Raw genomic sequence first — 25,695 nt, forward strand, 5'->3', positions numbered from 1 at the left:
TTCTGGAAAAATAAATCGCAAATAACTAATCTACCTCAGCGTGTTCTTTTGCGGCCAGGTACCTTTCAGCTTCCAGGGCTGCCATACAACCACTTCCGGCAGCTGTAACAGCCTGCCTGTAATGCTTATCCTGAACGTCGCCACAAGCAAACACCCCTTCAATATTGGTTAGTGGAGTTCCGGGTTTGGTAATAAGATACCCTGTCTCATCCATATCCAACCAGCCTTTGAAAATGTCAGTATTGGGTTTATGCCCAATAGCTACAAAGAAGCCCGTAACATCCACTGTTGTTTCTTCGGATGTCTGATTGTTCTTAATCCTTATACCTGTAACGTTCTGGCCGTCGCCTAAAATCTCCTGAGTTTCAGAGTTGTAATGTATTTGAATATTAGCTGTATTCAAAACACGATTTACCATTGCTTTAGAGGCACGGAACTCATCTCTCCGCACAATCATATGAACCTTGTTACATAGCTTTGCAAGATACGTTGCTTCTTCTGCAGCTGTATCGCCAGCTCCAACGATTGCCACGTCCTGATTCTTGAAGAAAAAGCCGTCACAAACAGCACAAGCAGAAACCCCAAAGCCATTGTATTTTTGCTCGCTCTCCAAACCCAACCATTTAGCAGATGCTCCCGTCGCAATAATTACACTGTCAGCAGTTATAGTTTTGTGTTCATCGATAACAACTTTATGAGGTGATCCGGAAAAATCAACTGATGTAACATACCCAAAGCGAATATCTGTTCCGAAACGTTCAGCTTGTTTCCTGAAGTCTTCCATCATTTCCGGCCCTAAGATCCCATTTGAGTAACCAGGAAAATTTTCTACTTCTGTAGTTTGTGTTAGCTGCCCACCAGGAACGATACCTGTATATAAAACTGGCTTAAGATCTGCACGTGCCGCATAAATTGCAGCCGTATATCCAGCCGGTCCCGATCCTATAATTAGACATTGTACGTGTTCTGCTTCCAACATAATAAATATTTGCTGCTAAATTACGAGTTTATCCTAGCGGTGGCAAGATAGAACTGTCAGTATGATGTTTATTTACAGCCTTTTTGAGGCACTTTTAAACGTTACTATTTCCAACAGACTGATGACTTTTTCTACAGATTAAAATATTGATTCAACAAAAGAAACAACTAAACTAGCTGATTACTAGCACAATCTAAACTTACACACCTTTTGGCACAATTATAACGTAATAGTAGGAGTACTGACACAAAAAAAGATGAAAAACTTTCTTTTTGGAGCCCTGCTACTTACTGTTTGTTCAGGGATTAATCTTGCAGATGTTAATGCTAAATCAACAAATAGATCGTATTATTCTTTACAAGATACGACAAAAAGAGATACAACTAAAAACGGTTCAAAAACGACCCCTACAGATACCATAAAAACGAAAAAGCCTAAAAGCAAGTAATTCTTAGCTCTGGGTAAAACATAAAGATCTTTTTACAGTTAATTACAGTTAATCCTTTACAATAGCCGGAGTACTCTTCGGCTTTTGTATTTTTGGATATCTGATTTATTTTTTGATACCCTATGGCTAATTTGCTACTGGTCGAAGACGACGCTACATTTTCAGAACTACTGCAGGGATTTTTACAGAAAAAAGGGCACACAGTAGACACCGCATCTAAAGTTAAAAATGCGGTAAAATTGCTCGAGCAAAATACTTATAACTTACTATTACTTGATTACCGACTACCAGACGGCACAGGCTTAGACGTTCTAAGCTCAGCAAAGTCAAATGGTTTAACTATTCCGGGAATCATCATGACCAGCTTCAATGATGTAAGGACAGCTGTAAGAGCAATGCGTTTTGGCGCTTTGGATTACATTACAAAGCCCGTTAATCCCGATGAATTGCTGATGGCCCTAAACGAGGCCCTTGGAAAGAAAAACAACAAGGATCAGGTAGTTGAAGAGATAAGTCCTGTTGAATTTATAGAAGGTACTAGTGCTGCCTCTGTTCAATTACATAATTATATTAAACTTGTTGCTCCTACTGATATGTCTATCATCATTCAGGGGGAGAGTGGAACAGGAAAAGAGTACGCTGCAAAATCTATTCATAGAAATAGTAAAAGAGCAAATATGCCTTTTGTTTCTATAGATTGCGGCGCCCTGTCTAAACATCTTGCGGGAAGTGAACTATTTGGACATACTAAAGGTGCTTTCACCGGTGCTGTTCTTGATAAAAAAGGAAGGTTCGAAGCCGCAAATGGCGGAACGTTATTTTTAGATGAAATAGGCAACCTTGATTATGAGGTGCAGGTTCAACTCCTGAGAGTATTACAAGAGAGGGTTGTTCAACCCATAGGTAGTAACAAGCAAATTAAAGTAGACGTCAGGATAATTGTTGCAACCAATGATGATCTATATAATAGTGTAAGTAAAGGAGAATTCCGGGAAGATCTTTACCACCGTTTAAATGAGTTTAAGATAGGAGTTCCTGCTTTGAGGGATAGAGACAAAGACATTGAGATCTTTATTGATCATTTCATTAAGCAATCCAATCAGGAGCTGGATAGAAATGTGAGGAAGGTGTCGGCGGATGTTAAAGACTTATTGCTTAATTACGATTGGCCAGGAAATCTGCGAGAGCTAAAGAATGTTATAAAGCGAATGGTATTACTTACGCCGGGAGAGGTGGCTCAAAAAGAAGCCTTACCTTCTGAAATGTTTCTTACCATTAAGCAAGGATTAAGGCCGAATACGTCTGATATTAAAGCCGTGAACGAAGCGAATGAAAAAGAACTGATAGCACAAACCCTTTTAAAAGTGAAGTATAACAAGTCGCAGGCAGCTAAGCTTCTTAATATTGATCGGAAAACTCTTTACTATAAGATGGAGAAGTATCAGATAGATGGTTGATCTCTTCTTTAACTAATCGTATTACATCCTGAACTTCCTCAGTAACCCATTTGATATCCTCGACTGTAATAGCCGGGGATTTTTCGTCTGTATTGCTATTTAATGCCAGTATCTCCAGCTCGCGCAATAAAGAAGCCAGCCGGGCCGCACCCAATTGGGCACTCCTTCCCGCCAAACGATGAAACAGAAATGCAACTTCCGGATCATCTGCTCTTAACTTACCCAATTGTTCTATATCATCAGTGCTATCATCTACATATTTCTGAAGGATTTTAAGAAGACGATCATTGTCTCCAAAAGTCATCATCCGTATACTACTCAGATCTAGTTCATTTTTAACCTCAGTTACAATCGGGGTGACTTCTGAATGTTCACCTCCTCTTAAAAGCGACATTAGATCCGCCTCCCGGAAAGGCTTCATCAGTATTCCATCAAATCCCGACTCGAGAATTACTTGCCTTTCTTCAGGTAAAGCCTGGGCAGTCAAGGCAAATATTTTCATTGTTGCACTAAGTTTCCTAAGCTCAATACAAAGGTCTAGGCCGTTCATTTGCGGCATCCGGATGTCCGCGAATACAATAACTTCCTCGGGGGCATCGATACTAGCGAGCAGATCAAGTGGAGAATTGAAACAACTATGGACTACATTATTTTTTTCCAGGATCGAAGAACATAGTTGTAGAATAAGTTCGTCATCATCAACCACAAAAACCCGTGAATCAGAAACTGCTCCTCTAGCCTCCTTTACCTCTACTTCAGCTACCGGATTCTGTTTTGGCTTAGCAAAACCGAGTTCTATTGTAAAACATGAGCCTTTTCCAATCTCAGATTCCACATAAATCTCTCCCCCCTGAAGTTCTACAAGTTCCTTAACAATACTAAGGCCAAGCCCGGTACCACTTGTAGCTGCTACAGAAGAAGTATTCACCTGTTCGAACTGATTGAAAATATTAGTCAAGCTGTCTTTTGGAATTCCCGCTCCTGTATCCTGCACCGAAAAGTGGTAAATGTAACGCTTACCTACGTCTGATGATTTTACAGATAAAATTACACTACCTTCATTGGTAAATTTAATGGCATTGCTTAAGAGATTGTATAGGATCTGTTTAAGCCGGAAAGAATCACCCTTTACATATTCATAAGAAGACGAATTTTGCAAAACAAGTGCTACTTTCTTCTTTTCGGCTTGTGGACGCATTACCGCGATAATTTCACCAAGGAGTTCATGTAAATTGAAGACAGTATAGTTGAGGGAGAACTTACCTGAAGCGAGGCGGCTGTAGTCCAGGATCTCGTTCACAATCTGTAGTAAATGTTCCGAAGAATAGTGAATAGCTTCAATATCCTCTTTTCTGGGTTCCGCTTGATTAAGTAATTGTTCTGAATAGCCAATGATAGATTGAAGAGGCGTCCGTATTTCATGACTCATATTGGCAAGAAAGCGCTGCCGGACTGCACTGTGTCGCTCCGCCTCGTCTTTTGCCAACTCCAGCTGTTTTCTGTAGCGTGCACTTTTTGAGATATCAGTAAGGATAAGGTAGAGTAAAATAGCCGTCGCAAGAACAAACAACAAGATAATGTTTATGATACGATTGGCTCCTGATTCTATTACTTTTTTCGTATCGCTGTTATTTCTATCTACCTGCCGTACCGCATCTTTCTCAACCTCCTGCAGGATATTTAGCATCTGATTGATCAGCAGGTTACCTGTATTCATTAAAGCAGCTTCTCGATTAACGAAGCTCGTACTTTTAAGCTTTTGGGTACTTACAATAGTTCTGCTGGCTTTATCCAGCTCCCTTTTAATGCTATCGGTACTGGCAACTTTAGTTTTAAGGGTATCAATCTTTACGGCAACAGTCTCACTTTCCAGCTCTTCGTGCGGTAAATGAGTTGAAGCGACCTGGACTTGAGCAGTATCTTTTGCACGCTTCTTTTTGCCGAATAAGCGTCCAAGAAACGTCTTCTTCTCTTTTTCCTGCTGCTTCTTTATTTCCTCCTCATCATTATTAACAGCTACTGTAGACGTTCTTTCAGTAGTAATTACTTTCTCTATAAGTACCGGGCTATTAGAATAAATATTAGTCAGGGTTTTAAGCTGTCCGGTTAGTTCTTTGCTGCTAACCAAACCCTCACGTACTTTCATGTAATTGCTAAAAAGGCTATCCCTTTCTTCAAGGATCTTCTTCATTGAACCGATCCTGGCCGATTGGGTTGAGTCTTTAGCATACAGCCCCTGAAGAGTGTCTAAAGAGGCCCGAAGCCGTGCCGACTTCTTAATTAAAATACTTGTATCCTGTTTCCTTCCAAGAATAGCCTGACTGCGTTGCAGTTGCTCAAGATGGTTGATCTCCCTGAATAAAAAGTTAACCCGGTGAAGCCTTTCTACAGGCGTTGATAAGCTATCAACGTTCTTAAATATCTCAACAGACACCTGTCTCGAAGCTTCCCAGGCAAAAAATAAGGCTATACACCCTGTCAAAAAAGCGATGATAACCTTACCCTTCATAAATTGCATACTGTCTTTCCCTCAGTTCTTTTCAATAGGTTTGAACTATAACGAAAGAAACCATAAAATGTGTTAATCCCAATAGTTTATCTCAGTTTAACCAGTTTCCAAAAATATTTAATTTCCTAACCAATACCCTAAAGAATAGGATCTATAGTAATCTTGTACTCTTAATTTTTTCGGTCGATGCTGAAAAAAAGGAAAGGCTATCTCAAAAACTGGTTCTTATCGAATTCAGCTTCTAAGATAGCCTGGCCTTGTTTTTAATTATTAGTCTTCTCTATTTACGAACTTGTGGAATGTACTTGTTTCTCCGTCAGCCTTTTTGTCCTGATACAAAAGATCAAGCTTGTTTTCGTCGAAATTCTGAAAAAAGTCTTCCCAGGAAATCTCTTCGAAACGGTCATCCGCGTCGCTATGTTTAGGAAAATGTATCCTCAAAACACCATCGTCATCGTCCTTACCCGTGTTCTTAATTTTAGCGGGCACCCCGCCACGCTCTTCCGCCCATTTCTGAATTTTCTTATGGTCGTGTGTTTTTTCTGATGAACTCATAGTCAGATAGTTTTTTAGTCAGAGTTATTAAAAACAATGCCAGAAATTATAGGATAAGTATCAACACAAGGATGATGATGATGATAGCACCAGCAGACAGGTAAACACCTCCGCCCGTAATTGCCCTTGCCTGCTTCTCCATAGAGCGCAATTCTTTCTTTAACTCCTTTTTCTCCGTACGGTTCAGCTCAGATTTATCCATTTGACGGATCTCTTCTACACGTTGCCGGATTTGCTGAAGTTGTACTTGTTGCTCGGTAGTCAACTCCTTTTTGTCTGCGTTCGAAGCCGCGAAGGTTGGAGTAGCAAACAATCCAACTGTAAAAACCAAAATGATGGTATAAATTAATTTTTTCATAGTACGTGATTTATTCGATTATGCTCTTAACAACCAGTTAAGCTTAGTGTTTGCATTATCGTTCCATCACAGGCTTTAACAAATCCTGCAAACAGGAAACTGATCCAGGGGATCCTGTCTAAGTTATCGAAATGCAGAAAGCGGCCGCCATTCCTGATGCCTCTATATTAACTACTTCAATGTTTTCAATGGAGGCACATCTTCCTAAACAAGTTTTATTGTATATAGCATGAGTCTTGTAAAGCCGATGTAAGAATTTTGCGATACAGGGAACTACTTATCAAAAAAGATACTTTAAAGGTGTTTCGGCGAACCTTTTCAGCATTTAAAAGTTATTTCCCTACAAACTATGCCGATGCAAAACTTTAAAGATGTATTAAATATTCCTTCCTCCGGAGACATACTGGAAGTACTGAACTTGTCATTTGAAGCTGAGGCTGAAAAAGCCAACCCCCATGCGACCTTTGGTTTTTCTGTTCCCCTGGTAACCGATGAATGTCCAGGCCGGCTTAGTTACTACCCTTTAAGTCGCAATTCCTTCCTTGCATTGCAAGAGAATCTGGATGAGACTGCCTTTATAGAGAAGATGAGCAATAAGAGATTTTGCGTTATAATCTGTAATTCTTATGATAGGATCGAAGAAGAGGCAGGTCAAATTTTTTCTTACAATCCTTACGACGGTGCTATATCATTTATCGCGGGAGTTTGGGACGTTACAGAAGACCCGCTAATGGCTGCGAGTTTGTATAGCTGTACTTTTTTGACCGTTGAACATCAAGGCTCCCAGTTTGGCAGAGTGCCCTATTTTTTAAGAAGAGATCAAATTGCCAGCTGGATCGGAAATGATCTTGATATTGAGCAAAGATTGGCCCTGCTTAACGGAATCAGTTAAGCTAAATTCTCACGACTTTCTCAGGATATTTAGAAGCGAAAGTTTGAACCACAGTGCGTATATAATCATTGGAAGGGTAAGGCTCTAAAAAAGACTTAACTGCTAAAACATCCTCCAAATCCTGGTCTTTAGGTAAGTATCCCATACCTTTAAGCTGACCGCTCTCCATTAACACAACACTGTGCTCCTCCCCTGTCCGGCCCTCGTCAATAAAAGCGAAAGAGGGTAGACCAGCCTTTAATCCCGCAAGTGCTGCTTTTACCCTCTGATTATAGCTCCATTGATGCTCCTTACCCTCACATGCACCATGACAATGTTCCTCCTCAACTCCTATGCAAGGCTCCGAATTCCTTTGGATAAAGCAAAGTTTAGGGCAGAGTTCGAATTCCTTCATCAGAACTTTAATGAGGTTGTGACCTTCAGACAACTGACTGAAACTATAAACCGGGGTAGAAAATTTCTTCTTCTTATCGATCATTAATCGGTTATAGCCTTTTTGATCTTCATAAACATACAAACCATATGCGAGATCAAAACGCTTCAATGCCCTGTTATTCTCGGGCCAAAGACGTTTTATTTCAGATGCTTCAAGTATAAGAGCCATGAGTTCAGTTCCACACTCCTTGAAGTCGATAGTATGTATATTCCGGAGAAATTCCTGTCTTTGACGACCCGAATTATTTCCGGAAAAATGAGAATAAACACGCTTCTTGATGTTTATTGCTTTTCCAACGTAGATTACTTTAGCTTTCCTGTCCTTGAAATAGTAAACCCCCGGACAAGAGGGCAATTTATCCAGCTCTTCCCTGTTCAAATAAGGAGGAAGCTGCTGCTCCTTAGAATTCCTGTTTAAGGATTTTTGTATCAGGCCCTCTTTATCATTCTCCAGCAACATTGTAAATAATTTTGCTGTAGCGTGCGCATCCCCCCCAGCCCTGTGCCGGCCTTCTATTTCAATGTTCAAACACTTACAAAGCTTACCCAGACTATAAGAAGCATAGCCAGGCAAAATTTTTCTTCCTAAGCGAACAGTACAAAGTTTTTTTAGTTGAAGGTCAAAACCAGATTGAGAAAGGTGATGACGAACGAATGAATAGTCGAAGTTTACGTTGTGAGCGACAAAAACCTTTCCTTGCAACAGATCATAAATTTCTGCCGCCACGTTTTTAAAAGGAGGTGCCTGCCGCACCATATCGTCATCAATGCCAGTAAGAGCTGAAATATAAATAGGTATTGATATACCGGGATTTATCAGGGTTTGATAGTGCTGCACCACTTCTTTGCCGTCGTGAATTACAATTGCAATCTCTGTAATCCCATTAGCACTAGCATGCCCTCCCGTGGTTTCAATATCTACAATGGCGTACATTTATACAAAGCTAAGAATTACTAATAATTTTAGCTTAAAAGAAATCAGAAAATTAAATACGGTAAATAAAAAAAGGGAACGGAAGTTCCCTTTTTCAACCTTAAAAATCAGGTTCGATTCTTATATTCCATTAATACTTATACCTACTTTTCCTTTCGCAACTACCATTGCAACAAGTGCATTAGGTGTAAGGAATATACGATTAGGGGCAAGTTGGGTCATAGCACCATTTACCTTAACCCCTTTCATGGGCTCGTAGTTAGTCAGGAATCCGGCCATTGTCTTTTCGCCTTCCTTCAACTGATCACTGATAGAAAAGCGGCAATTTTCCTGGATCTTCTTTGCAATTAAACCATGAACCAACCAATCACCCGTTTTCAACAGCTTGTTCTTTGAATCAAGTACAAAGTCGACCTCATCCATGTACACTTCGCGTTTTGCAGCATCGTATTTAGGAATACCCGATAGATAAAACATGCCATTTACAGTTCCCTTCATTCCTACCTCAACAATCATCTTTCCATCTTTACCCCACAGGTTAATGCTAGAAACAGTTACCGAGCGTTTACCCGACTCGAATTTCTGCCCATTAAAATTCTTCTGCATCAGGGCAGCAGCGTTCTGATAGGTAACTATACTGGCAATATTTGCATTAAACTCTGAAGGCATTTTTTCAACAGCAGTTAAAGCAAGCTTGTTCTTATCAAAGGCTAAACCCGGTTTGTTGCCTACCACAGTTTCAAGGTAAGCCTTCATGCCCAAGTTCATCGTAATCTTTTTATTTGCCACAACAGCCTTCGTTGCATAAAGCTCCAGGGGCTGAATTCCAAACCAGGTGTTATACTCCTGATTAACTTGCATTGGTTGGGCTATCGATTGGATTGCATCAATTACGTAAGGTTTTACATCAATGGCTTTCTCTATAGACTGATCAACCATTTGCCCCATCCTACCCTTGAAAGCTGCTATTGCCGGATTTATGAGGTACGTAATAGGCATGTTCTTACCCATTATAGAGATAGTTGGACTTTCCTTCCATTCTATTCCTGCAACTTGAGTTTGAGTAGAGAGCTTCCAGTTGTTAAGACTAACTGCTGCATTAATTTTAATAACACCATTGAGGTTTACATCACGTGTATCATAAGCAGAGAGGCCAAACTTATCAACGCCATACCGAATCTTAGTCCAAACCTTCATCGGTAGCTCAATATGCAGCTTTCCACCATTCTCGGTGACCACTATTGGCCCCTGCTTCCATACTTTTAACTGCAGGTTGTCATCTTCCAACTTATTATCCTCAAAAATAAGTCCGTTCAAAAATTTATTTGTCTGGTTCTGAATATCAGCAACGCTAATTTCAACTGGCAACTGTACGTAAGAAAGCTGCTTATCATATACAACCTCTTTACTGTAGCTGGCTTCTGGTTTAAGTGCCTCGACTTTTTTTGATGTACTACATGAAGTAAGGAGCAAAGCTAAAGCTCCGAATGCTAAACTCTTCTTTTTCATTTAAAGGAAAAACAAATTACGCTGCGAATATAAGGCAATAGAATGAATTACATAAAACGAACTAATAGTCAAAGATTTAAACCAGCTGTTTGAATAAAGTTCCAGCAGTTGAAATCCCAGGATCAAGTAATGTAATGCTACTTCTCAGGTAACAAAATAAACTCTAAATAATTCCTCCCGCTCAAATAACGCTGAGCGCTAATTTTGAGGTCTTCACTTGTCATGCTGTCTACAATAGAGGTGTGGGAGAAAACCTCATCATAAGGCTTATTCTTTCGACATTGCGATTCGAGGTAGCTTACCCAAAACTGATTAGTTTTAAGCTTCAACTCCGTTTGCCGTCTGAATTCTGCCTGATATTTGTTAATGTTAAGGGCCCCCGGCCCAGCCATTGTTAATTCCCGAACTACATCATTTGCCTCCGAAATCATTTTCCCAACATTCGCAGGTGCACAAGTAAAATCTATCGTAAAACGGCCTAACCCCTGAGATGTACTAGAACGAGTATTAACTGTATAGACACCCGCATCCTCTTCTCTTAGTTTTTCCATTAGTCTGATTTTTAATATGGATACTAAAGCATCAAGCTTTAACTCTTCGTATTCGGACTTCTCCAATTCACCTGAAAAAACAAGCTGTACACTAGCGCGTGAATCCTGTCCGCGCGCTATAGTTTTTTTGATAATACCTAAAGGTTGTTTATACCTACTCCTAGACTTTTCATCTTTATGAGTTGCAGGTAAAGAACCCAGATACTGCTCAATGAGGGGTTTCAATCTGTTTACAGAAAAGTCGCCGACAAAAGTGAAAGTAAAAGCAGATGCATCAGAAAACCTTTCTTTAATAATTTTCTGTACTTTATCCAATTCTACTGTCGACAATTCCTGTTCTGTTAAAGACCGAAATCGGTTACTGTAGTTAGTCATTACAGCGTTAACGGAATCACTAAATACCCGCGCAGGACTATTACCCCTCGTTCTGAGAAACTCGGAATACTTTTCTACCTGGGACTTGAAAATGAGCGAATCTTTTCTTGGATCTGTAAAATAAAGATGGATAAGCTGAAGTGCTGTTTCAATCCTGGCTTCGAGGCAACCACCAGTAAAACCCTGTGTCTTTTCTCGAACGAAGGGCACTACATTTACGGGATTTTTTAATAGATAATTTCTTAAGTCTACGGCAGAGAAACTTCCCACACCAGAGGCTAATAATATGGATTCTGCCAGGTAAGCAGAGGGATAATCAGAATCAGAATAAACAGAAGTACCTCCACTACTTACGCCCGAAAAAATGATGTCATTTTTGAAATTGGTTGGCTTTAAAACAACTTTCAAACCATTCCCCAAAACGAGTTCTGTCACACCCGCCTCCTTAATCTCTTTTTCAGACACGATCTTTCCCTTTACAGGTTTCTTTGCAAGTAAATCTTTTTCTATCGTAACTCCCTCAGTGGGCTTCAATTCTTCAGCCTCCACCTCTTCCATCCATTTTTCTACGACTTCGCGTGATGGGAGTACAACATGTTCTGGAGCGGTAAGGAAAATATCTCTGTTAAAATTGCTGACGTACTGATTGTAGAAATTATTTATATCCGATAGTTTTATATGGTTTAGATACCGGGCAATGTATCTCATTTCTTGTTCAATTCCTGGCGCAGCTCTCTGCTTAAGAAAATGTTGCGTATAGGCCTCGACGTAATTTTGAGAAGATGTTTTGTCCCGCTCCCTTAACAAATATGCCCTGGATCCACGATACTTATTTTTTTGTAAGAGGAACTCCTCTTCTGTAAAACCAAACCTTTTAATCTTGACTATTTCCCGCCATCCTGATTTAAAGCCTTTCTCCAGCTGGCCTTCCTTGGGAGTAATAGCAAGATAAAAAGCATCGAGGTTAGCGGTAAGGAAATTTATACTTGAGCCAGCAGCTTTGAAACCAGGGTCTGCTTCGCGACTCAATAACCTGAATCTCTCAGACAACATTTGGTTAATAATATTCCTTGCCATAAGATTAATATAATCGGCCTCAGTCTCCTGGGGCATAACAAGATGTTTTATGTAGATCAAAGCAGTAGTAGCCGTATTCTCTTTATCATTTATAGCGAGGAAACTATTGGTGCCATTTAAAGAAATGGAAGATTTAATTCGCTCACGCTCCTTTTCAGGATTTTTAAGATCACGAAATAATTTCTTAATCTTAGCTTCCGCTTCTACGACGTCAATATCGCCAACAACGATCAATGCCTGGAGGTTAGGCCGGTACCAGTCAGCATAAAATCTCTTTAAAGCGCCAATGCTAAAGCTGCTTATTATGTCCTCTTTACCTATCGGACTTCTTTGTGGATATAGTGAGTTCCTAAAAAGTACTTTAGAATATTTTTCGCGATTTCTTTCTAGTGCAGTTTTACGCAACCTCAATTCTTCCAGTACAATTCCGCGCTCTTTTTCAATTTCCAGTGAATCCATCGTAGCTTCCTGAGCCCAGTCCCTGATTATTTGAAAAGCATTATCATATACTTCTTTATCATCGGTTGGAACCGGAAGCTTATATACAGTTTCGTCATAATTTGTAAAAGCGTTCAAGTCCGGCCCTAGCCTCACTCCCGACTTTTGCAAATAGTTTATAAGTTCATTTTTAGGGAAGTGGGCGGTGCCATTAAAACCCATATGCTCAATAAAATGAGCTAAACCTTGTTGATCATCCTGCTCAAGGATAGAACCTGCCTTAGTAGCTAAATAAAAATAAGCACGTTTTTCGGGAGTCGAATTCTTTCTGATATAATAGGTAAAGCCATTTTTCAGTTTACCGAACCTGACCATAGGGTCTAAAGGAACAGGAAGGTTCTGTTGTGATTTTACAACTGTGGTAAGGAATAAAAAGGCAATCAGGACTAAAAACTGGCTTGGTTTGGGGCGCATGATAAGGTGCAATTCTAAGTCCGGCAAATTAAAAAACTTTATAGAATATTTAAAAACAGCCAGTGTAAATATTCCAAATACACTGCCTGTTACAATTAAAATAAGCTATTAAAGTTTTTAACCCCTACTCCTGAGGCCGCACATGGTATTCCCGCTCAAGAAAATTACCTAGCTCGTTCACATCCTGAGGGCTCAAATTCCAATCATCTTGAGAAGTAACCTTCCAACCTCCCTCTGTATGTTCAATCAAAAGAGGATGGGGATCCATTAACTTCCTTTCCAGAGAATACATACGATGGTTCAAGTCCATAGGTTCTGCATAGAGTTCCTGGTCCTCGCCATTTACAGGGAAATTTATTTTAAAACGCTTTAGTGTAGACATAGAAAAGTTTTTTTTAATAACACATCGGATAGAGGCAATGTTTAGTACCTGTCAAAAAAGTTGCTAACTAATTCATCAAGGTGTCTACATCTTTTAACCTGATGTTATGGATCAAAACAAGTTAAAGCTTTAATAAACCGGTACAAGCTTCAGGTCATGTTCGGTACTTGTTCGGTTCCCGGGCCCTTCCCGCAAATTAGTTTCCAAATCAACCTGACATAATCCAAGCCATATGCCCGAATCAGGTGAGAAGGATGTACGAACCATTTACGGACAAATATCGCTATAAGGTCGCTATATGGTCGCTGTAAGGTCGCTATAACCTCGGTATAAGTAAGGGAAATATTAAGGAAAGGGACTAATAGATAAAAGAGCATGAGGTGCTCAGGTAAAGATACTTATTTTGAAAAAGATTGCAGCACTTGTTGTGTTTTATATAAAAAAACAGGCCGCCTACTCTAGGCAGCCTGTTTTCTTTAAATCATAAGAGGTGTTTATTTTTTGATAACTACGCAGCTGTACTAACACCCTGTTGCTCTACAGAGTCTAATTCAAATACTGCCAGTTGATTAAGAAAGTTACAATGAAGGGTGCCAAAAAAGTTAATGATACCACTATTTGTTTTGCCCTGAATTAATACCCTCTCTTTTAAAATCTCTTTGTTCGCCAGATCTTTTCTCGACAATATCAAGTCCTCATCCTGAATAGTAAAATCGGATTTTTCGATTGAGAACTGCCTTAGAATTTCGTTAAAGCTGAAACCATTTAATAATAATTCCTTTAATTTCATATAACCTCCTTAAAATTTTGAGAAATAAGACCTGTAAACTCTTTTAGGTAGTGCGCCATTTCGGCCCCGTAAAGTCAAAGAATAATTAACAAATACTAAGCCATATCCGCTACTTCCTAAAAATGTTCTATAAAATTATTGAATCTGATAAAATTATTCAAAAAATAATTACTCTTCGTTATCAAAGTTACAATTAAGTTACAAAGGCGGTCGAATAGTGTAGTAAAATGTAGACCTAAAACAGATACAGATGTTGTTTTTTGTAGACGTTTTATCTATTTTACAGAATTAAATTTCACCGGTGATCAAAGAACTAATCAATACGCTGGTCGTTAAAAGAATATTCAAAATATTTAACAAGACACATAGTGTATGAAATACACAGCAGGAATATTGGTTTACAGAATAACTGAAGGGAGTGCACAGGTGCTGCTTGTTCACCCCGGAGGGCCTTATTATGCAAAAAAAGACGATGGGGTATGGTCTATACCAAAAGGGGAATTTGACCCACTCACAGAAACAGATTTAGAGGTGGCTAAAAGAGAATTTAATGAAGAAACAGGAAATTCCATTTTATCTGAAAATTTCATAGCTATGACTCCTGTAAAAACTAAAGGCGGCAAGAACCTACAAATATGGGCTACAGAAGCAGATTTCGAAACACCTTTTATCTCCTCTAACTTATTTGAAATGGAGTGGCCACCAAAATCAGGAATTAAGAAAGAATTTCCTGAAACAGATAAGGCAGAATGGTATAGTTTTGAAGAAGCGAGAAAAAAATTAAATTCATCTCAGATTCCTGTTCTGGATGAGCTTGAACAAATGCTAAAAAGTCTTTAAGTTGTTACCTTGCTTTTGACTGTATACCTGCCTTCGCGCCCTTTCATTTCTTTACCTTTACTTCGTTTTACTAAAAATTAGAAAAGTCTATATTTTTGGCAGGAAACATTGAACTTTTACTTTATTTGGTAGTCGAACTTAAGTTGAATAAGAATAACATTTATGAAAAAACTTTTTCCACTTCTAATACTTGCTGTTGTTAGCAGTGCCCAGGCTCAACATCAATTGGTTAAGTTATGGGAAACAGATTCACTGGCAATTCCAGAATCAGTTTTACCAAACTTCAACGAAAAGATGTTATACGTTTCCCTTATCGACGGCGTTCCAAATGCGGCGGATGGTAAAGGAGGAATTGCTAAAGTTGGCATGGATGGCAAGATCACTAACGCGAGTTGGGTTACCGGCTTAAATGCACCGAAAGGTATGGGAAAACATGGGAACAAACTATATGTAGCTGATCTGACAGAAGTTGTTGTTGTTAACGCGAGCTCAGGAAAAGTTGAAACAAGAATTCCGGCCGAGGGTTCTGTTTTCCTTAATGACGTTGCAATAGATAATAAAGGCGTAGTGTACGTTTCCGATACACGCACAGGGAAAATTTACCGTATAAAAAACGATAAGGCGGAAATTTGGATGGAAAACATTAGTGATGCTAACGGGCTAAAAATGATCGGCAATGATCTTTATATTCTTTCAGGAACAAAGATGATAAGGGTTAACCAAGAAAAAGTTATTACAACTATAGCCCAGGGCTTCGCTAAAAATGGGGATGGACTAGAGCCATTAAAAAATGGGGATTTCATTGTAAGTTGCTGGAGTGGATTGGTTTACTACGTTTCAAGTAACGGGCAAATCGAACTTCTCCTGGATACTCAGGAGTCAAAAATAAATACAGCGGATATAGGCCTGGATAGAGATAAGAACATTGTTTATATTCCTACATTTAACAATAAAACTGTAATTGCTTACCAACTGAAGAATAATAATAAATAATCCACATGAAAAAAACACTATTTGCAGCAATTGTATTCACAATGGTGACAGCATTTTCTGCTTCTGCTCAGCAAGACAAATCAAAACGTGTTAGTCCTCCCATTACGGTAACAGAAACTACAAAAAAGGGCGCAACAATTACCATCACTTATGGCCAGCCTGCATTAAAAGGCCGTAAGATAGGTACAGACTTCGTACCTTATGGTAAGGTATGGAGAACAGGAGCAAACGAGGCCACAGTTTTCGAAACTGATAAGGATGTAAAGATCAAAGGACAAACTCTACCTGCAGGAAAATATGGCCTGTATACAATTCCCGGAGAAAACGAATGGGTGGTAATATTTAATAAAACCTGGAATCAATGGGGTACTAAATATTCAGAGGCTGAAGATCAATTGAGAGTTAGTGTAAAACCTGAGAAATCAGAGAAATTTCAAGAAAAATTGATTTTCGAGATCTCCAAATCAGGTGAAGTATCTATCGAATGGGGAGACACCGAGGTTGAATTCGAAATAAAATAACATTAAGCCTGATTAAATCCGGATAAAACAACGGCCGTCAAACGAAAATTGATGGCCGTTGTCTTTTTACATTGATGCTTGCTGATTCTGATTAAAGCTAACCATCCAGTTTACGCCGAATCTATCTGTTAGCATTCCGAAATAATCTCCCCAAAACGTGTCTCCCAATGGCATTGTAATTTGGCCTCCTTCTGAAAGTTTAGCAAAAAGCTGATCTGCATTCTCCTTATCATCTGCATTGATAGATATCGAAAAGTTGTTTCCCTGCTTGAATGAAGTGGCCCATTCTCCACCTGTGTCACTGCCCATTATCATTGTTTCATTGCTTATAGGAAGTGAAACATGCATGATCAGTTCCCCCTGTTCCGCAGACAAGGGAGGCATTCCATCTTGAGCAGGCATATCTTTAAAGCGACCGAGATAGTTAAATTCTCCGCCAAATGCGCCTTTGTAGAAATTGAAGGCTTCTTCGCAATTTCCATTAAAATTCAAATAAACGTTTACTGTTGGCATTTCTGTTTGTTGATTAGAGTTAATTAGAGTGCTGTTCCTATCGAAACTAAGAATATTATGTTAATTCTTATTTAAGTTTTTAAGAAACTGTTCGTCATTACACAACAGCTCATCACAAAGCCCTAAATAACCTTCTACGAAGCGAAGTAGGGATTCCAGGTGGAAAAAGTTGAGAAAATCTTCAGGAGGTATTTTGTATGGAAGGCTGGCTTTTCGGAAAGACCCAGCAATTTCGAGATCTCAGGACCAAGTAAATAACTAATGAGCTGTTCCACATCCTTCCTTGTAAGTTTTGACTCTGTATCCAAGTCAGCGAAGGTTTTAACTAAGGACTGTGTCAGCTCTTTCCCCTGTTCCGATTCACTAAATTGTCGGTTGCGAATTGCCTTTTCCAATAGGTTAGCTGCTTTTCCATTAAGGGCAATTAATCTTTCGTCAACGCCTAGCAGATAGGATATTACTGCCCACAGGTGCAAGAAAGCTTGCTGATCTTTGTCAGCGATCGTTACCCCGGTTTTCCGAAGGCCTCTTATCACAATTAGTGAAAAGGCCAGGCTTGTTCCTGCCATATCTTCCTGGTTGATGGGAAATCCCCAGCTATTTTGCCACTGACCCGATCGCAAGGTATAGAAACGTGCTATAGCATGAGTAAGGCGCGTTTTCAAAATTCCGGCGAAGCCTCTGCCGTGTTCTGCAAAAGCACCCGGTGTTTGAACGTCAGTTACAAATTCTCCGGTATCGGTTAATCGCTTCGAGGTATCATTCCTCAACCGCTCTGAAAGGTAAAGCACCATTGCTCCGTTAGCAGCAGCATAGCAATAAGGCAAGGATAATAGACCAAGAAGTTGCATGATGGAATTCTGATACCGACCAAAGAACTGGCAACCCCGCTGCATTAACTTCTCGTTTGCCCAAACAGGAAGATCCTGGGCCCTGGTAAAAATATCCTCCGATACAAAAGGTAAGGGTACACGGGTCAAATCAGAGTTTTGATCTGCACTTTTCATCCAATTGTACAGCTCCTGCTTAAGCACGCTATCACTAAAGCAATTGGAAATAAAGGTATCAGCCCGGGGATCTCCTGCCTGGCGCATAGCCGATAAGAAGCCATCGTTGTAAGGAAATCCCAGGGACATAGTTAATCTCGTTTGATGTGTGGCGGATAAGTATCTGTTTTAACAGTGGCTTTTAACTCATGTAATATATTGTACAAGCCAAAATTGGTCCGGTTGATGTAAATAAAATGCTTTACTCCCCTCGCCTGTTTGAACTCAGGCATTCGTGCCATACGGTCACCATAAGCGTAGATCTGCTCAAAAAAACTACTCTCACTAAAATCAAAGGTACCACTGGTGTAAGGACGGGTGAATAACGCGATCATTTCTGAAAAGTTCTCATAATAAAACTCTACCTGTTGGGGCGAGTCTTTAGGTAAGATCATTTCCAGCTCCCGAAATGCTTTAAGAGCAGATTCTTTATCATTCAAAGCTCCCTTTAGAGCCAAAGAGAAAAAGGGATAGTAAAAATCATCGGGAAGTTCCTTTATACACCCAAAGTCAATTATGCCAAGTTTCCCTTCCGGAGTTATCAGAAAGTTTCCAGGGTGGGGATCAGCATGGACTGCCCGTAACTCGTGTTCCTGGAAATTGTAAAAATCCCACAAGGCTTGTCCTATCTTATTCCTCTCCTCCTGCGAAGGGTTGGTTTGTAAATATTCCTTCAAATGAAGCCCCTCCAGCCAACCCATAGTTATCGTTCTTTTGCTGGATAGCTCGGGATAATATTCCGGAAACACCACATTTTCAAGTACCGAACAGGCTTGTGAAAACTTTAGCGAGCGTTGCACTTCCAGCTCATAATCTGTTTCTTCTAACAATCGCTCCTCAACCTCTTTCATGTAAACATCGAGCTCTTTTTCGCTCATCCCCAGCAGCCGAAAAGCAAAGGGCTTAACGAGTTTTAGATCAGATGAGATAGAATCGCCTACACCTGGATACTGAATTTTAACAGCGAGCTTCTTACCATTCAAAAAAGCCTGATGCACCTGCCCAATTGAAGCTGCATTGGATGATTTTAGTTCAAAACTATCGAAAACTTTGTCCGGAGTTTTCCCATAATACTTCCTGAATGTTTGAACGATTAGTGGTCCCGATAAAGGAGGCGCGTTATACTGCGACTGGGAAAATTGATTTACATAAGCTTTAGGGAGGATATTTTTATCCATACTGAGCATCTGCGCGACCTTCAAAGCACTTCCCTTCAACTGGCTTAGCGATTCGTAAATATCAGCGGCATTATTCTCGTTCAGCTCATCCTTGCTTAAGCTGGGATTGAATAGTTTTTTGGAATAATGCTTTACAAAATTCCCACCGATCTTGAAGCCAGTTTTTACAAACTTAGAAGACCTTTCGATCTTACTGGTGGGAATACTATCTTGCTCTTTAGGTGTATTTTCGCTCATATTTAAAATGGCATTTTTATGCCAGAGTTCTTAGCTAAAAACTTTCCGTATTCGAATAAATTGTCAAGAGGAGATCTTTGAAAAAGATCAAAAGTCACATTCAAACCTTTCTCAATTGCTTCGTCTGTTTTTTCAAAACCTGAGGAAGTATCTTTAATCCAGAAGTTTAAAACAAAGCCAAATTGCATCCAAAGAGCATCCTTATACTTTTTAGAAATGAAGGCTCTGTCCATCAACTCTCCACTTTCGATGCCTTCAAGCAATATATCTGCACTAAATTCTTCAAATTCAAGCTTTAGTTTATCTAATACACTGGGACTTCCCAAACCTTTAGATGAGCTCTTAAGACTAAAAACAACGAAGCTGCGCTTTGACTTTAACAGCTCGAAAAAACTATAGAATAAGGATAAGGCCTTTTCCCGGGAGGTATATTGGGGCCAGACTTCCTGTGCTTTTACTTCGTCAATGGTAAGCCTTAATAGACCCTTCCATATATCCTGATCAATTGCTTCGAAAGAGGCATAGTATTTATAAAACTCCTCTTCAGCAAGCTCATTCTCTTTAGCGAACACAAAGACGCTTTTGGGATGCTCCCCATTAATTAAAACATGGCTTATATAAGCGTCCTGAAGTTTTTCTTTGATTTCCATCTTTTGTATAGCCTTTAAGTTAGTAACGTAAAACGTTGCTTCAACTACAATAAATATCGGAGTTTTTGAGCTCCCGGATCTGCAACTACGTAGAATTAAAGGAAATATGAGATATAGATGAGATTTAAAAAACCGCTCTACCCTGATCAACATCTGTGGAAATTACCCGATTTTATATTCAAGGAAACCAAGGATATCTGTCACAGTTAACTTGAAAAAAAATATGGGCATTTATCGAACTCGTAAGAATTTAACACATTCTTCACTGAATATCAGAGCCATAATCCTTTGGTCTCTAGCCTTAATTATCTTGAGTGGCTGTGCTACCTGGAAACCAGGGTCAGCAGTTCAACGGAAAGTGCAGGGAAAAACCTTTGTTATAGTTGGAGCATCAAGTGGTTTTGGAAGAGGGGTTGCAGAACAACTAGGGGCCTATAAGGCAAATGTTGTCCTTGCGGCAAGAAGGACAGATCTGCTTGAAGAAATAGCAAGCCGCATCAGAGCTGCAGGGGGAACAGCTTTAGTTGTTAGCACTGATATAAGTAAGGCGGAAGATGTTCAACGCTTAACCGAAACAAGCCTTAAGCAATACGGTAAAATAGACGTATGGATAAATATGGCTGGAGTAGGAGCTATAGGAAAATTCTGGGAAATTCCTTTGGCCGACCAGGATAAGTTAATCGATATTAATTTGAAAGGGTTTATTTATGGTAGCCATGCCGCAATAAACCAGTTCAGAAAACAAGGTTATGGTACCTTAATTAACATGGGTTCAATAGAGAGTGAAAATCCGCTGGCCTATCATGCCAGTTATGCAGCCAGCAAGGGTGGGATCTTGAATCTTGGTCAAGCCATTAATCAGGAGTTAAGGTTAGATGGCCAGAAAAAAATCAAGGTGGTTACCGTTGAACCATGGGCGGTAGATACTCCTTTTTGGCGCCATGCTGCAAACTATAGTGGAGGAACTCCAAGAATGGCTGCAATGGATTCCCCTGATAAAGTTGTTAATGCTGTTATAAGAGTGTCAGTACGGCCAAGGAAAGAGCTGCCGGTAGGCTGGAAAGCGCGGGCTACAAGGCGGTCGCATCATTTATTTCCGCACACCACTGAGAGAATTGCTGCTAATATCATTCATCGGTACCAAATGAAAACAGCACCTCCTGCTCCACCGACTTCAGGCTCTCTTCATAGTCCTGATAAAGCAGGGAAAGGAGTAGCTGATGGTGTTAAAGCAAGAATGAAGCAGGAAAAACGTGATCGAAAAGCCAATAAGAAGAAGGAAGGAGCAAACTCGATTTGATTTGAATGACCGTTGAAGAAGGCCTATAATTTCTACAAGCTCAGAACTTTTTAAGCTATATCTGTTTTTACAAAAAAACAAATTATGGCCGAAACATTTGATTTGGAAATTGAAATATCCGCAGGTAAGAAATCGTTCACTATCATTCCAGAAAACGATGTCTTTACATTAATGGAATCCGGAAGTATTGTTGCTATACTAAAGCAAAAAGAGGGAGAATGGCAGTTCACCACAGGCAGCTACTCTGAGGAGGATGCAAAGCTTATAGGTAGAAAAATACGGGAAATAGAAAAACCTTCATAAGCAGAAGCTCACAAATGAGGATGAAAATAGCCTGAAGGTTCTTTCTATGCAATAAGAACAATTAGACTTTCAAAAAAATACGTGAGAGAAATTATGTTTGTGACCATCTGTTTTCAAAACAGAATAAGATTGTTGTATATGAAAATATTATAAATTTGAGCGGAGGTTAAACTCCATAATTATAACCCAAAATGAAACACAACATCTTAGTTCTATCTCTTTCTATTTTTCTAGCAGCCTGTGGAGGCTCCGATTCAAGCAGTAACAACTCAAGTGGTACCACTGCAAACGAAAGTACCTCATCAACAACGGCTGAAACCTCTGCATCTGATGAAAGTACATCTTCCAGCTCATCATCCAAAGGCTCGCAGTTAATTGCTAAATCCGATTGTCTTTCTTGCCACAAAGAACACGAAAGGCTTGTAGGCCCTTCTTACGCCGAGGTGGCTAAGAAATACGAGAATACCTCCGCCAATATAGAAATGCTTGCAAACAAAATAATCCAGGGGGGAGCAGGAAATTGGGGAGATATCCCGATGACACCTCATCCAGGTTTATCGAAAGGGGATGCCGAAGAGATGGTGAAATATATTCTGACAATTAAATAGGGCCCTTGGTTTCATTAATAGAAGCCTCGCCTTTCGATGAATGCAATTTGATCTTTAACAAAACAATCCTCTCGTCCCTCGCTTTTAAATAAAACCCAAGTGATAAAATCATCTATTCAGGAATTTAAACAGCAAGAGTTATGAGTAAGAAGCAAGATGTAAAAAAGCCGAAAATGCAAGTGGATAAAACGGCTAAGGGGCAATCAGCTTACCAATCAGAAAAGAGCGGCAAGAGCGATGTAAAAGGAGATGATTCTCCAAAGCATGGAAAGAAAAAATAAAACAAGTAAATAAGTTAACCACAGACAAAAAGACAAGAGCCCTTTTGCTATGCGAAAGGGCTCTTGTCTTTTTGCTTTTTAAACCCTTACACATTCACTTACCCACTCAAAAAAGCATTATTTAAAAATATTTTAATTTTCCTGTAACTATCCCACATTTCTTACCGTATACACAGCATCCTTTCCCAAAAAGGATTTGTTTTTCATAGGTAGATGTAGGGTTAGACTAATTGTCTGACCCTTTTTTCTTTTCTACTCTTTCGCCGTCATCTTCTTGTCTTACCACAGACTAACATTTGATTCAATAAAACGGCCGACATTCGAAGGTTGAGATTATGGCAAAGTCAAAGTGGTTTTACCAAGGCAAGCGCTTATCTTATCTGAAAGCTCTGTTAGATCAAAGGGCTTTGTTATAAAATAGTCGCTCTTATAATCGCCCAGAGAAAGGAAAACCTTTGGAAATCCCGACATCATTATCACTGGAATATGAGCAGTTGTAGGATTGGTTTTAATCTGATGGCAGAACTCTCCCCCATTTATCCCATTTAGCAAGTAATCCAGTAAGATCAAATCCGGCTTATACTCCTCTATCAATCGGAAAACGTTCTCACCTGTTGAATTTGTTTCTACCTCGTAGTCTAAGTACTCGAGCGATTCTTTCACTACATCCAGAATACTATTATCATCATCAATCACCAAGATCCGCTTCTTCATATACAGTAGAATAATTAATGTTTATTGAATTTGATTTTACACCTGCAACCACATTAGCACAAAAATTACAGCTATACGAGCTAATGATGGACCTGAAACCACTCTTCTGCAAAGTATATTTCATAATTAAAATAATTTAAGTTTATAAAACAATTAGCATTTCTATGCCCTTTTCCTTTATTTTCCTGGAGCAACTATAAAAGCCCCTTAACAATAATTTAACAGGAACATTAGAATCTAAAATGAGTTTTACCAACTCAATAAAAATCCCTTTACAGTTCTTATTTCAAGTGTAAATACTTGTTCTGTTTTAATATAATAGTAACAAATTTTTCTCGGAAAAATTGTTGAAAGGTATGTGTAGCTTTTTAGCATTTGAGGAAAAAAAACTAAATAATGTGCAATGTCGGGGATAATATCATTAAAATTCGGAACTTTGAACAGTGATATTTGAGCCGGTACAGTTAAATCTTCCTCCATACCCATTTAAGATAAAACAGGAATCTTCCTGTCACTTCATATTTGATGAGATCAGAAAGAAATACCTGGTATTGACCCCCGAAGAGTGGGTAAGGCAGCATCTTGTTCAGTATATCATTCGTGAAAAGAACTATCCTAAATCATTAATTAAATTGGAAGGCGGTCTTCGTTTGAATACTTTACAAAAGCGTACAGACGTCGTGGTGTTTGATAACCGTGGTGGGAAAATTTTGATGATTGAATGTAAAGCTCCCTCAGTAAAGATCACCCAGGATGTGTTCGACCAGATCGCGCGGTACAACATCGTTCACCGTGTCCCCTTACTTTTTGTTAGTAACGGATTACATCATTATTACTGTAGGATAGACTTCGAACAGAAGAGTTATCAGTTTATAAAGGAGCTGCCAAGCTACGCGGGGAAATAGGTTATTTTGTTCCCTTTTCAGATACTCTTATCACCTTGAGCACCGTTGGATATTTTTTAAGAGCAGGGAGGTTTGAGGTAATTGCCTGATTCCCCATTGCCTGTTGAACCTCAGCATCGCCGACTTCCGTCTGCAGTTCAAAAACACCTCCGAAGCAGGGCAGGTCGCCTTTCAACTTTCCCTTTCCGAAATCGATGAAAGTTCCTCCATAGTCCCAGCCAAAGCCATAAAGATTAATCGGTTCCTCCCCATTTAATGCTACAATTTCTTTCAGTGTGCTTCCGATTCCGATACCATTATGGAATTTATAGGGTGAATTCTGATGGGAAACTTCGAACAATTTTATCGTTTTAAAGGGCGCTTTAACCTCTTCCCATACAATAGAGATTTCTTTTGGAGAGCCTTTCCAAACTTTAGTGATCAAGCGCTCGAAATCCCCCTCAAGAAAAAGGGAATCCATGCTTACGTTCTCTTTTCCAACTTTCTCCTGGATGGATGCAGGGTCATCTCCAAATTCAAGAGGGCCTATTCCCCAACAAGTGATGTAATTTTCGTCCTGACTAATTTCCTCTACGGAAGTCTTCTGCTTTGACGAACCTTTGGTTTGATCCTTAGTGCTTTGATTACAAGCTGTCAAAAGAACGATAAACGAAACATTCAGGAGAAGGAGTTTGCAAACCGATTTTAAAGTGATTGGAATATTTTTTCTGGCCATATAACTTAAGAAAGTAGTTAAACCTTCAAATAAAAAAGGGAAACTTTGATATTTAGTTTCCTTTTAAAGATTTTTTTCGGCTTATTGTTTGCGCAACACCCTCATGGCGGCTAGTTCATATTCTATCCTGTTCAAGATTGGGTCGAAAGAATTTACTTCTTTTTGTTTATGAAATTCCTTTAGCTCGTCTTTATGGATCACCTGAAGTTTCGTTTGCTCAAGGACACCAGTAAAACATGGAGTATACTTTTCAATATTACCGCCATTAAAACCAGTAATTAAGCCTGGCTTGCTCTGAGTTAGATTAAAGAATTTGATAGACACTGAACCGTTCTTTTTGACAAGATCTCTAAGCCCCATTCCAACGGTTATACTATCTGCAGTCATGTAAGGAGCACCGGGAGTTCCTGCCTCGATAAATTCAATCGTTTTAAACGGTGCAGATTTCTCCTTCCAATAAATATTTACTTGCCTTGGATCATTTTCCCAAACGGTAGTGAACGCTCCGTAAATAGTATTTTCATGATCTGCTAATGCATCTTTTCCAAACTTTTCCTCAAGCGACTTATGAGTATCTGAAAGTTTCACCTCACCTATTCCCTCACATGAGACCAGGACCTTTGGATCAATTTTCTTTTTAACTTCTGACTTAGTTTTTTTAGCTTCCTGACAGGCAACCAAGGATAAGGCCAGGAAAAGTAGGTAACTCTTTTTCAATTTGATAAGAT

27 protein-coding genes are annotated in these 25,695 nt (G+C 39.4%); 11 read left to right on the forward strand and 16 right to left on the reverse strand.

Annotated elements, in window-relative coordinates; genetic code table 11:
* Positions 1-25: 25 nt before the first annotated feature.
* On the reverse strand, positions 26-979 hold the full coding sequence (gene trxB, locus J4N25_RS04780) for a thioredoxin-disulfide reductase (RefSeq protein WP_242695775.1): 954 nt from the start codon (positions 977-979) through the stop codon (positions 26-28).
* Positions 980-1,235: 256 nt separating this feature from the next.
* Between trxB and J4N25_RS04785 the strand changes: the two genes are divergently transcribed.
* Positions 1,236-1,427 (forward strand): hypothetical protein, encoded by a 192-nt coding sequence (locus J4N25_RS04785; protein ID WP_207421003.1) that lies wholly within the window; start codon positions 1,236-1,238, stop codon positions 1,425-1,427.
* A 122-nt stretch (positions 1,428-1,549) separates the two neighbouring features.
* Complete coding sequence (locus J4N25_RS04790; protein WP_207421004.1) at positions 1,550-2,884, forward strand: sigma-54-dependent transcriptional regulator; 1,335 nt, start codon at positions 1,550-1,552, stop codon at positions 2,882-2,884.
* Here J4N25_RS04790 and J4N25_RS04795 read toward each other — a convergent pair.
* The 3 genes from J4N25_RS04795 to J4N25_RS04805 all read right to left on the reverse strand — a co-directional run bounded on the left by J4N25_RS04795 (position 2,826) and on the right by J4N25_RS04805 (position 6,306).
* Positions 2,826-5,393, reverse strand: a complete 2,568-nt coding sequence (locus J4N25_RS04795) for an ATP-binding protein (RefSeq protein WP_207421005.1) — start codon at positions 5,391-5,393, stop codon at positions 2,826-2,828. The genes J4N25_RS04790 and J4N25_RS04795 overlap by 59 nt on opposite strands.
* A 270-nt stretch (positions 5,394-5,663) precedes the next feature.
* A complete protein-coding gene (locus J4N25_RS04800) occupies positions 5,664-5,948 on the reverse strand; it encodes a hypothetical protein (RefSeq protein ID WP_207421006.1) in 285 nt (94 codons plus the stop codon).
* 46 nt (positions 5,949-5,994) lie between these two features.
* Positions 5,995-6,306 carry a hypothetical protein gene (locus tag J4N25_RS04805; protein WP_207421007.1) on the reverse strand — a complete coding sequence of 104 codons (312 nt, stop codon included), beginning with the start codon at positions 6,304-6,306 and terminating at the stop codon, positions 5,995-5,997.
* Positions 6,307-6,661: 355 nt separating this feature from the next.
* Here J4N25_RS04805 and J4N25_RS04810 point away from each other — a divergent pair, with 355 nt between their 5' ends.
* The gene (locus tag J4N25_RS04810) at positions 6,662-7,198 is read left to right on the forward strand and encodes an SOS response-associated peptidase family protein (protein WP_207421008.1); all 537 of its coding nucleotides are present in this window, start codon (positions 6,662-6,664) and stop codon (positions 7,196-7,198) included.
* Position 7,199: 1 nt separating this feature from the next.
* Here J4N25_RS04810 and J4N25_RS04815 read toward each other — a convergent pair whose 3' ends face one another.
* From J4N25_RS04815 to J4N25_RS04835, 5 genes are all read right to left on the reverse strand, one after another.
* Positions 7,200-8,567: an exonuclease domain-containing protein gene (locus tag J4N25_RS04815; protein WP_207421009.1), complete on the reverse strand. Its 1,368-nt coding sequence runs from the start codon at positions 8,565-8,567 to the stop codon at positions 7,200-7,202.
* Between the two features lie 120 nt (positions 8,568-8,687).
* Entirely contained in the window at positions 8,688-10,076 is a 1,389-nt protein-coding gene (locus tag J4N25_RS04820; protein WP_207421010.1) for a DUF4403 family protein, read from the reverse strand.
* Positions 10,077-10,213: 137 nt separating this feature from the next.
* Complete coding sequence (locus J4N25_RS04825) at positions 10,214-12,991, reverse strand: M16 family metallopeptidase (protein WP_207421011.1); 2,778 nt, start codon at positions 12,989-12,991, stop codon at positions 10,214-10,216.
* Positions 12,992-13,115: 124 nt separating this feature from the next.
* Positions 13,116-13,373 carry a hypothetical protein gene (locus tag J4N25_RS04830; RefSeq protein ID WP_207421012.1) on the reverse strand — a complete coding sequence of 86 codons (258 nt, stop codon included), beginning with the start codon at positions 13,371-13,373 and terminating at the stop codon, positions 13,116-13,118.
* A gap of 508 nt (positions 13,374-13,881) precedes the next feature.
* A complete protein-coding gene (locus J4N25_RS04835; protein WP_207421013.1) occupies positions 13,882-14,163 on the reverse strand; it encodes a hypothetical protein in 282 nt (93 codons plus the stop codon).
* Between the two features lie 372 nt (positions 14,164-14,535).
* Between J4N25_RS04835 and J4N25_RS04840 the strand changes: the two genes are divergently transcribed.
* The 3 genes from J4N25_RS04840 to J4N25_RS04850 all read left to right on the forward strand — a co-directional run bounded on the left by J4N25_RS04840 (position 14,536) and on the right by J4N25_RS04850 (position 16,517).
* A complete protein-coding gene (locus J4N25_RS04840) occupies positions 14,536-15,003 on the forward strand; it encodes an NUDIX hydrolase (protein WP_207421014.1) in 468 nt (155 codons plus the stop codon).
* A 162-nt stretch (positions 15,004-15,165) separates the two neighbouring features.
* Entirely contained in the window at positions 15,166-15,996 is an 831-nt protein-coding gene (locus tag J4N25_RS04845) for an NHL repeat-containing protein (protein ID WP_207421015.1), read from the forward strand.
* Between the two features lie 5 nt (positions 15,997-16,001).
* Positions 16,002-16,517, forward strand: a complete 516-nt coding sequence (locus J4N25_RS04850) for a DUF2911 domain-containing protein (RefSeq protein WP_207421016.1) — start codon at positions 16,002-16,004, stop codon at positions 16,515-16,517.
* A gap of 66 nt (positions 16,518-16,583) precedes the next feature.
* Here J4N25_RS04850 and J4N25_RS04855 read toward each other — a convergent pair whose 3' ends face one another.
* The 4 genes from J4N25_RS04855 to J4N25_RS04870 all read right to left on the reverse strand — a co-directional run bounded on the left by J4N25_RS04855 (position 16,584) and on the right by J4N25_RS04870 (position 20,141).
* Complete coding sequence (locus J4N25_RS04855; RefSeq protein WP_207421017.1) at positions 16,584-17,030, reverse strand: VOC family protein; 447 nt, start codon at positions 17,028-17,030, stop codon at positions 16,584-16,586.
* A 134-nt stretch (positions 17,031-17,164) separates the two neighbouring features.
* On the reverse strand, positions 17,165-18,166 hold the full coding sequence (locus J4N25_RS04860) for an oxygenase MpaB family protein (protein ID WP_207421018.1): 1,002 nt from the start codon (positions 18,164-18,166) through the stop codon (positions 17,165-17,167).
* A 2-nt stretch (positions 18,167-18,168) separates the two neighbouring features.
* Complete coding sequence (locus J4N25_RS04865) at positions 18,169-19,491, reverse strand: ABC1 kinase family protein (protein ID WP_207421019.1); 1,323 nt, start codon at positions 19,489-19,491, stop codon at positions 18,169-18,171.
* A gap of 2 nt (positions 19,492-19,493) precedes the next feature.
* Positions 19,494-20,141, reverse strand: coding sequence for a TetR family transcriptional regulator C-terminal domain-containing protein (locus tag J4N25_RS04870; RefSeq protein ID WP_207421020.1), 648 nt, complete (start codon positions 20,139-20,141; stop codon positions 19,494-19,496).
* A gap of 223 nt (positions 20,142-20,364) precedes the next feature.
* On the opposite strand from J4N25_RS04870, the gene J4N25_RS04875 reads away from it, so the two are divergent.
* From J4N25_RS04875 to J4N25_RS04890, 4 genes are all read left to right on the forward strand, one after another.
* A complete protein-coding gene (locus J4N25_RS04875) occupies positions 20,365-21,441 on the forward strand; it encodes an SDR family NAD(P)-dependent oxidoreductase (RefSeq protein ID WP_207421021.1) in 1,077 nt (358 codons plus the stop codon).
* Positions 21,442-21,525: 84 nt separating this feature from the next.
* Entirely contained in the window at positions 21,526-21,744 is a 219-nt protein-coding gene (locus tag J4N25_RS04880; protein ID WP_207421022.1) for a hypothetical protein, read from the forward strand.
* Between the two features lie 191 nt (positions 21,745-21,935).
* Positions 21,936-22,352: a c-type cytochrome gene (locus J4N25_RS04885; protein ID WP_207421023.1), complete on the forward strand. Its 417-nt coding sequence runs from the start codon at positions 21,936-21,938 to the stop codon at positions 22,350-22,352.
* Between the two features lie 140 nt (positions 22,353-22,492).
* Positions 22,493-22,633, forward strand: a complete 141-nt coding sequence (locus J4N25_RS04890) for a hypothetical protein (protein WP_207421024.1) — start codon at positions 22,493-22,495, stop codon at positions 22,631-22,633.
* 333 nt (positions 22,634-22,966) lie between these two features.
* Here J4N25_RS04890 and J4N25_RS04895 read toward each other — a convergent pair whose 3' ends face one another.
* Positions 22,967-23,347 (reverse strand): response regulator, encoded by a 381-nt coding sequence (locus J4N25_RS04895; RefSeq protein WP_207421025.1) that lies wholly within the window; start codon positions 23,345-23,347, stop codon positions 22,967-22,969.
* Between the two features lie 446 nt (positions 23,348-23,793).
* Between J4N25_RS04895 and J4N25_RS04900 the strand changes: the two genes are divergently transcribed.
* On the forward strand, positions 23,794-24,252 hold the full coding sequence (locus tag J4N25_RS04900) for a type I restriction enzyme HsdR N-terminal domain-containing protein (RefSeq protein WP_207421626.1): 459 nt from the start codon (positions 23,794-23,796) through the stop codon (positions 24,250-24,252).
* Between the two features lies 1 nt (position 24,253).
* On the opposite strand, the gene J4N25_RS04905 is transcribed toward J4N25_RS04900, so the two are convergent.
* Both J4N25_RS04905 and J4N25_RS04910 read right to left on the reverse strand, forming a co-directional pair.
* Positions 24,254-24,967, reverse strand: coding sequence for a hypothetical protein (locus J4N25_RS04905; RefSeq protein ID WP_207421026.1), 714 nt, complete (start codon positions 24,965-24,967; stop codon positions 24,254-24,256).
* Between the two features lie 81 nt (positions 24,968-25,048).
* On the reverse strand, positions 25,049-25,684 hold the full coding sequence (locus J4N25_RS04910; RefSeq protein ID WP_207421027.1) for a hypothetical protein: 636 nt from the start codon (positions 25,682-25,684) through the stop codon (positions 25,049-25,051).
* Between the last annotated feature and the right edge of the window lie 11 nt (positions 25,685-25,695).

This window comes from Desertivirga brevis (assembly GCF_017355835.1).

Coding starts and splice junctions, on each gene's coding strand:
- J4N25_RS04860 (WP_207421018.1), bottom strand. CDS start 18,166: ATGTCCCTGGGATTTCCTTACAACGATGGCTTCTTATCGGCTATGCGC.
- J4N25_RS04830 (WP_207421012.1), bottom strand. CDS start 13,373: ATGTCTACACTAAAGCGTTTTAAAATAAATTTCCCTGTAAATGGCGAG.
- J4N25_RS04795 (WP_207421005.1), bottom strand. CDS start 5,393: ATGAAGGGTAAGGTTATCATCGCTTTTTTGACAGGGTGTATAGCCTTA.
- J4N25_RS04845 (WP_207421015.1), top strand. CDS start 15,166: ATGAAAAAACTTTTTCCACTTCTAATACTTGCTGTTGTTAGCAGTGCC.
- trxB (WP_242695775.1), bottom strand. CDS start 979: ATGTTGGAAGCAGAACACGTACAATGTCTAATTATAGGATCGGGACCG.
- J4N25_RS04890 (WP_207421024.1), top strand. CDS start 22,493: ATGAGTAAGAAGCAAGATGTAAAAAAGCCGAAAATGCAAGTGGATAAA.
- J4N25_RS04840 (WP_207421014.1), top strand. CDS start 14,536: ATGAAATACACAGCAGGAATATTGGTTTACAGAATAACTGAAGGGAGT.
- J4N25_RS04815 (WP_207421009.1), bottom strand. CDS start 8,567: ATGTACGCCATTGTAGATATTGAAACCACGGGAGGGCATGCTAGTGCT.
- J4N25_RS04785 (WP_207421003.1), top strand. CDS start 1,236: ATGAAAAACTTTCTTTTTGGAGCCCTGCTACTTACTGTTTGTTCAGGG.
- J4N25_RS04805 (WP_207421007.1), bottom strand. CDS start 6,306: ATGAAAAAATTAATTTATACCATCATTTTGGTTTTTACAGTTGGATTG.
- J4N25_RS04865 (WP_207421019.1), bottom strand. CDS start 19,491: ATGAGCGAAAATACACCTAAAGAGCAAGATAGTATTCCCACCAGTAAG.
- J4N25_RS04895 (WP_207421025.1), bottom strand. CDS start 23,347: ATGAAGAAGCGGATCTTGGTGATTGATGATGATAATAGTATTCTGGAT.
- J4N25_RS04885 (WP_207421023.1), top strand. CDS start 21,936: ATGAAACACAACATCTTAGTTCTATCTCTTTCTATTTTTCTAGCAGCC.
- J4N25_RS04905 (WP_207421026.1), bottom strand. CDS start 24,967: ATGGCCAGAAAAAATATTCCAATCACTTTAAAATCGGTTTGCAAACTC.
- J4N25_RS04875 (WP_207421021.1), top strand. CDS start 20,365: ATGGGCATTTATCGAACTCGTAAGAATTTAACACATTCTTCACTGAAT.
- J4N25_RS04800 (WP_207421006.1), bottom strand. CDS start 5,948: ATGAGTTCATCAGAAAAAACACACGACCATAAGAAAATTCAGAAATGG.
- J4N25_RS04850 (WP_207421016.1), top strand. CDS start 16,002: ATGAAAAAAACACTATTTGCAGCAATTGTATTCACAATGGTGACAGCA.
- J4N25_RS04870 (WP_207421020.1), bottom strand. CDS start 20,141: ATGGAAATCAAAGAAAAACTTCAGGACGCTTATATAAGCCATGTTTTA.
- J4N25_RS04810 (WP_207421008.1), top strand. CDS start 6,662: ATGCAAAACTTTAAAGATGTATTAAATATTCCTTCCTCCGGAGACATA.
- J4N25_RS04835 (WP_207421013.1), bottom strand. CDS start 14,163: ATGAAATTAAAGGAATTATTATTAAATGGTTTCAGCTTTAACGAAATT.
- J4N25_RS04790 (WP_207421004.1), top strand. CDS start 1,550: ATGGCTAATTTGCTACTGGTCGAAGACGACGCTACATTTTCAGAACTA.
- J4N25_RS04880 (WP_207421022.1), top strand. CDS start 21,526: ATGGCCGAAACATTTGATTTGGAAATTGAAATATCCGCAGGTAAGAAA.
- J4N25_RS04820 (WP_207421010.1), bottom strand. CDS start 10,076: ATGAAAAAGAAGAGTTTAGCATTCGGAGCTTTAGCTTTGCTCCTTACT.
- J4N25_RS04825 (WP_207421011.1), bottom strand. CDS start 12,991: ATGCGCCCCAAACCAAGCCAGTTTTTAGTCCTGATTGCCTTTTTATTC.
- J4N25_RS04855 (WP_207421017.1), bottom strand. CDS start 17,030: ATGCCAACAGTAAACGTTTATTTGAATTTTAATGGAAATTGCGAAGAA.